This is a genomic window from Microvirga sp. P4_G7, assembly GCF_056401005.1.
Genome location: NZ_JBFUKD010000181.1, coordinates 1 through 6,237 on the forward strand (window position 1 = coordinate 1; position 6,237 = coordinate 6,237).

The following is a 6,237-nucleotide window of genomic DNA, read 5'->3' on the forward strand; positions in this document are numbered from 1 at the left end:
CAGGCCGTTCACGCGGATCCGCCAAGGCATCAGGCTGAATGCGGCATTCTTCGTCAGGGTCGCAAGCGCCCCCTTCGAGCCGCAATAAGCCGAAATGAAGGGCTGACCTCCATGGGCGGACATGGACAGGATGTTGATCATCGCGCCCTCGATCTTTTCCCGGCGCATGATCTTTGCCGCATCCTGCATCAGGAAGAACGGCGCCTTCACATTGACCGCGAACATCCTGTCGAAAAGGTCAGGGCTGGTGTCGAAGATCGTCCCACGGTCGGTCATGCCAGCGGCGTTGACGACGATATCGACCTTGCCGAACGTGCTGTCTACCTTGGCGGTGACCTTGCGGACATCGTCGATCTGGCTGAGATCCGCCGCAACGAATTCGGTGCGGCATCCTTGCGCAGTAATATCGCGCGCGACGGCCTGGCCCCGCTCGACGTTTCGCCCGCAGATCACGAGACCGGTGGCGCCGCGTTCGGCGAGGGTTCGGGCGACCGTTTCGCCGAGGCCCTGCGTCCCCCCGGTGACGATGGCGACGGTGTTGGCGAGGGACGAGAGGGACGGTGTCTGGGACATGGTTTGTTTTTCTGAGCTGGCGTTGATCCGCCGTCACCTGAAACGGAAGCCGGCAAAAGAGCAAGCCCCCGATTGGCGGGTCCACATTCAATCGGCCACCCTGACCGGCATGGCGAAATGTGCCCCAGGGCCTATATGCTGATGCGATGCCGAAGGCCGCTTCCTCCCCTCCGCCGGATCTCTTGCCCGAGCGCTTCCGCCGGTGGTTTGAAAGCCGCGGCTGGGCCCCCCGCGCGCACCAGCTCGACCTCTTGGCCAAGGCCGAGGCTCACCGCTCGGCGCTTCTTGTCGCGCCCACCGGCGCCGGAAAGACATTGGCGGGCTTCTTGCCCACACTGGTCGAACTTGCTGATCGAAAGCCTTCGCTGAAAGGCGGGCTGCATACCCTCTACATATCGCCTCTGAAGGCCCTCGCCGTCGACATCGCTCGCAACCTGGAGGCGCCGGCGCGTGAGATGGAACTCCCGATCCGCATCGAGACCCGCACCGGCGACACACCGGCTCACAAAAGAGCGCGGCAGATCGAGCGCCCGCCCGATATTCTTCTCACGACTCCGGAACAACTCGCCCTTCTTCTGGCCCATCGCGACGCGCGGGAGCTGTTCAAGGGGCTGCGCCGCGTGGTGCTCGACGAATTGCATTCCCTTGTGACGTCCAAGCGCGGCGACCTTCTCTCCCTGGGTCTCGCCAGGCTTCGTTCGCTCGCGCCGGAAATGACGTCGATCGGTCTTTCCGCGACGGTGCGTGAGCCTGACGATCTCAGGCGCTACTTGGTGGGGCAGAACGAAGCCGAACTCGCCGATTTCGTCGTCGTGCGCGGGGGCGCGGAGCCGGATATCCGGATGCTCGAACTCGACGAGCCCTTGCCGCTTGCCGGTCACATGGCGTCTTTGTCGATGCCGGCCATCTATGACCTGATCCGTGAGCACAAGACGACGTTGGTTTTCGTCAACACCCGTCTGCAGGCGGAGTTCACCTTTCAGGAACTCTGGAATCTCAACGACGACGGATTGGCGATCGCTCTCCACCACGGCTCGCTCGACGTCTCGCAACGCCGACGGGTGGAAGAAGCCATGATCGCCGGCAAGCTTCGCGCCGTCGTCTGCACGGCGACCCTTGATCTCGGCATCGACTGGGGTGACGTCGATCTGGTCGTGAATGTGGGTGCTCCAAAGGGAGCGTCGCGCATCATGCAGCGGATCGGACGCTCCAATCACCGCATGGACGAGCCGTCGAAAGCGTTTCTTGTCCCCGCCAACCGGTTCGAGATGCTCGAATGCCGCGCGGCGCTCGATGCCGTGCATGAGGCGGCTCAGGATACGCCCGACGCGCGGATAGGCGCTCTCGACGTCCTTTGCCAGCACATCCTCGGCATGGCCTGCGCCGAGGCGCTCCAACTTGAACACCTGTACGAGGAAGTGCGATCGGCGGCGCCCTATGCCGAGCTGACATGGGAAGATTTCGAGGCGTGCGTCGCGTTCGTCGCTACCGGCGGTTATGCCCTGCGCGCTTACGAGCGGTTCGCCAAGATCGTGAAGGGAAAAGACGGCCTTTGGCGCGTGCGCGATCAACGGATCGCGCAGCAATACAGGCTGAATGTCGGCACCATCGTGGAAGCGACGATGATCAAGGTGAGGCTCGGGCGCACATCGCGGACACGGCCGGGGACCGTGGTGCCGCGCGGGAGGGTACTCGGCGAGATCGAAGAATACTTCGCGGAGACCATGACGCCGGGTGATACGTTCGTCTTCGCTGGCGAGGTACTGCGGTTCGAGGGAATCATCGAGGACGAGGTTCTGGCCACGCGGACCGGGACCGGGACGGAGCCGAAGGTTCCTTCCTATGCGGGCGGAAAGTTCCCGCTCTCCACGTTCCTTGCGGCTCGGGTGCGTGAAATCATCGCCGATCCCTTCGAATGGGACAGGCTGCCGAACCAGCTTTCCGACTATCTCGTTCAACAACGTCGGCGATCGATTCTCCCTGGCCCGCGCGATCTCCTCGTCGAGACGTTTCCGCGTGGGGGCCGCTATTACCTGTCCTGCTTTCCGTTCGAGGGGCGGCTGGCGCACCAGACCCTCGGCATGCTTCTGACCCGTCGACTCGAGCGGGCTTGCATGAAGCCCCTCGGCTTCGTCGCGAACGATTACGGCCTCGCGATTTGGGGCCTCAGCGACGTTGCCGTACGGGAGGGACGCGAGCCCGGCTTCATCGACGATCTCTTCTCAGAGGACATGTTGGGCGACGACCTTGAGGATTGGCTGGCGGAATCCGCACTGATGAAGCGGACATTCCGGCAATGCGCCGTCATTGCCGGCCTGATCGAGCGGCGCTTTCCCGGCCAGGAAAAGACCGGCCGCCAGGTGACGGTGTCGACCGATCTTGTCTATGACGTGTTGCGAAAGCACGAGCCGGATCATGTTCTGCTCCGGGCCGCCAGGGCGGATGCGGCAACAGGGCTTCTGGACGTGAAGCGCCTCGGCGTGATGCTGAAGCGTATCCGGGGGCGAATCATTCACAAGCCGCTAGACCGGGTTTCCCCTTTGAGCGTCTCCGTCATGCTCGAAATCGGCCGTGAGCGCATCCAGGGCGAAGGCGCGGACGATATTCTTGCCGAGGCGGAATCCGCGCTACTCGATGAGGCTTTGGCGTGACCGCATTGCTGAAAAGCAGACAGACGACTTGTGAGATTTCCCTGTCAGGGAGCGCCGCGATCCTGGATCTCACCGGGGCGATGTATCTCGCCGACGAGGGCGTCCTGCTTGTCGCCGACCTGCATTTCGAGAAGGGCTCGTCCTTCGCGCGGCGTGGCATGATGCTGCCGCCCTATGATACCCGCGAGACCTTGAAGGCGCTGAAATATGCCGTTTCGCATTTCAATCCACGTGCCGTCGTCGCTCTCGGCGACAGCTTCCACGATGTCGGCGGCCCTGATCGGGTCGGCGAGGACGAGCGGGCGACGCTGGCGCAGGTCCAGGCCGGCCGCGACTGGATCTGGATCACCGGAAATCACGACCGTTCGCTTCCCGCGTCGATCGGAGGGCAGGTCACGGAAAGTATGGTCTTGGGGACGCTCACGCTGCGTCACGAGCCGCTATCGGGGGCCGAGTCGGAGGTGGCCGGACATCTTCATCCGGTCGGCAAGGTGGTGATGCGCGGCCGTTCGACCCGCAGGCGTTGTTTCCTGACCGACGGCTTCCGCTGCATCATGCCGGCCCTGGGCGCCTATGCGGGAGGGTTGAATGCCTGCGACGACGCGTTCAAACCGCTCTTTCCCAAGAGCTTCACGGCTCATCTGATCGGTGCGGAACGTCTGTTCGCCATCGCGCGGCCGATGCTCTGCCGCGACTGAACGTTTGTTCAATCGCGACGGAAGATCAGGCTCGCCAACCAGCCGAAGCCGAGGGCCATGAGCGCCGTGACCGTCCCGTAGAGCGCCGACCAATCTCGTGCGGCATCGCCGACCTGTTGTTCAAAGCCGGTTTTCACCAGTTCGAAATTCGTGAAACTGCGGGCAAGGACAACGGTGCCGGCGAGGAGCGTGACTTCGACGTCGTAATTCCCCGGCGGTGCAATGGCGGGGACGGGGATGCTGGCGCTGAAGATGGCGGGGGTCAGAAAGGTCACGCCCCTGTCGTTCTCGAAATAGAGGCCCTCGCGCGCCTTCAGGCGAAACAACGCGTCACGAAACGGTTCGTCCGCGCTGCCGCGATCATTGGTGAAATCGGCGGCGTGCAGGATCGCGCCTAGCCCGATCTTTTGACGCAGGCGACCCTGTTCCGTGGTGATGGTCGCGATAGGCTGGGAGGTGAAGACGCTCAAATAGGAGGGGGCGTCTGGAAATTTCTGCTGGTCGCGGTTGAGCCATACGAGACCACGCCGCTCCTTCTGGCGCACCACGATCGATTGACGCGGGCCCCGGACGGTAATCGCGACGTCGTAATCTGTGGCTCGCGACACCGTCTGCGCGTCTCGCTCGACTGCGCCGAACACCGCAATCGAGGTCCCTGTGTAGTTGGAATTGATGAGCACGCGATGGCTCGACAGAGTCGTGATCAAGCTCTCCGCGAAAGCGGGGATCGAAAGCGCAACAAGAAGAAATGCGCTCAGAACCACTCTCACGTGCGTGTCTCCTGTACGGTGATGGAGAATGGCTCGTTGGGACGTACAACAAGTTCGAGGGCAAAACGAAGGCCGACGGCGAGAAGCAGGATAGCCAAGAGGAACCGAAACAACTCGGCGCGAAGATTGCGTCCGGCCCGCGCACCGAATTGCGCACCGAACACACCGCCGAGAATGAGAAGGATCGCAAGGACGATATCGACCGCCTGGTTGGCTACGGCGTGCAGAACCAGGGCGACGAGCGTGGTGCAGACGATCTGAAATTGCGATGTGCCGACGACGACCGATGTCGGCAGCCGGAAGATATAGAGCAGCGCCGGCACCATGATGAACCCGCCGCCGATGCCGAGTAAGGCGCCCGCAAAGCCCACGAAAAGAGCGAGTCCAAGGATGGGGATCACGCTGACATAGAGCTTGGATCGCGGAAATCGCATGCGCAGGGGCCAGAAGAGATACGGCGCGTGATCGCCGGCCCGCCGACGCGGGCGGATCGCACCGCCGCGTCGCTTCGTCCAGAACTCGGTGAGGCTCTCCTTCATCATCAGGCTCCCCACCACCCCGAACAGGGTGACGTAGGAAACGACGATCACGAGATCGAGCTGACCTGCCCGCCGGGACGCGGCGAAAAACCAGACGCCGAGGGCTGAGCCCACGAGACCCCCGGCGACGAGGACCCCTCCAAGTTTGAGGTCGAGCCCCTTTCGCCGCACGGCGCTCAAGACGCTGGTGGTCGAGGACGCGACGATCTGAGCCGTCTGCGTCGCCACGGCGACGGCGGGCGGGATGCCGAGGAAAATCAAAAGTGGCGTCATCAGGAAGCCACCGCCAATTCCGAACAGGCCCGAAATGAAGCCCACCGCCGCGCCCAATCCCAGGATCAGAAGCACGCTCACGGACATCTCGGCGATAGGCAGATAGATTTGCAACCCGGTTCCCCTACTGCCGGTGCAGCCGGTTCGTCTTTTTCATCAAGCGCATCATGCGCTCTTAATGCGTTTGGCGTGAACGGAAGATGACCGCGCACGCAACTTGAATCATGTACGGTCGTCTGCGTCCCGCCGCAGGGTGGCAGTACGTCCCTTTACGGTTGGGGCCGATCCGTTGGCAACGCTGTCGATCGCACGCGGCTGCCAGGCATCCACCACGACCTTTGCAGCGGCGAGCGCGTCGGCGCTCATCTTGAGCGCGATCTCATCCCGCTTCTTCGCCGCTTCGAGGTCGCCGCCCGCCGCTGCGAGGGCAAACCATTTGTAGGCGAGGGACGTGTCCTGCCGCGTACCGATGCCACGGGCATAGAGCACGCCGAGATTGAACTGGCTGTCGCGGACGCCGGCCTCCGCGGCCTCGATGTACCAAGGAAGCGCGGCAGGATAGTCGGACCGTCCGACGATGCCAGCCGCGAGGAGGGTGGCCAAATTGTGCATGGCGCGGGTATTGCCGCCGAGCGCCGCGCGTTCGTACCACGCAGCGGCGAGTTTTGGATCGCGTGCGGCGCCGAAACCCTTCTCGTACGCCATTGCGAGGCGTTCCTGCGCAGGTGGGAGG

At 63.2% G+C, this 6,237-nt stretch carries 6 protein-coding genes; 2 read left to right on the forward strand and 4 right to left on the reverse strand.

Annotated elements, in window-relative coordinates; all coding sequences use genetic code 11:
- Positions 1-573: SDR family oxidoreductase (locus tag AC1DT3_RS10050; protein WP_477465113.1), on the reverse strand; the 573-nt coding region annotated here is incomplete at its 3' end.
- A gap of 146 nt (positions 574-719) precedes the next feature.
- Between AC1DT3_RS10050 and AC1DT3_RS10055 the strand changes: the two genes are divergently transcribed.
- Positions 720-3,224, forward strand: coding sequence for a ligase-associated DNA damage response DEXH box helicase (locus AC1DT3_RS10055; RefSeq protein ID WP_477465114.1), 2,505 nt, complete (start codon positions 720-722; stop codon positions 3,222-3,224).
- Positions 3,221-3,922 (forward strand): ligase-associated DNA damage response endonuclease PdeM, encoded by a 702-nt coding sequence (gene pdeM / locus AC1DT3_RS10060; RefSeq protein WP_477465115.1) that lies wholly within the window; start codon positions 3,221-3,223, stop codon positions 3,920-3,922. Before AC1DT3_RS10055 ends, pdeM begins: the two co-directional genes overlap by 4 nt.
- Positions 3,923-3,930: 8 nt before the next feature.
- On the opposite strand, the gene AC1DT3_RS10065 is transcribed toward pdeM, so the two are convergent.
- From AC1DT3_RS10065 to AC1DT3_RS10075, 3 genes are all read right to left on the reverse strand, one after another.
- Complete coding sequence (locus AC1DT3_RS10065) at positions 3,931-4,692, reverse strand: TIGR02186 family protein (RefSeq protein WP_477465116.1); 762 nt, start codon at positions 4,690-4,692, stop codon at positions 3,931-3,933.
- Positions 4,689-5,618 (reverse strand): sulfite exporter TauE/SafE family protein, encoded by a 930-nt coding sequence (locus AC1DT3_RS10070; protein WP_477465117.1) that lies wholly within the window; start codon positions 5,616-5,618, stop codon positions 4,689-4,691. Before AC1DT3_RS10070 ends, AC1DT3_RS10065 begins: the two co-directional genes overlap by 4 nt.
- Positions 5,619-5,726: 108 nt before the next feature.
- Positions 5,727-6,237: tetratricopeptide repeat protein (locus tag AC1DT3_RS10075; RefSeq protein WP_477465118.1), on the reverse strand; the 511-nt coding region annotated here is incomplete at its 5' end.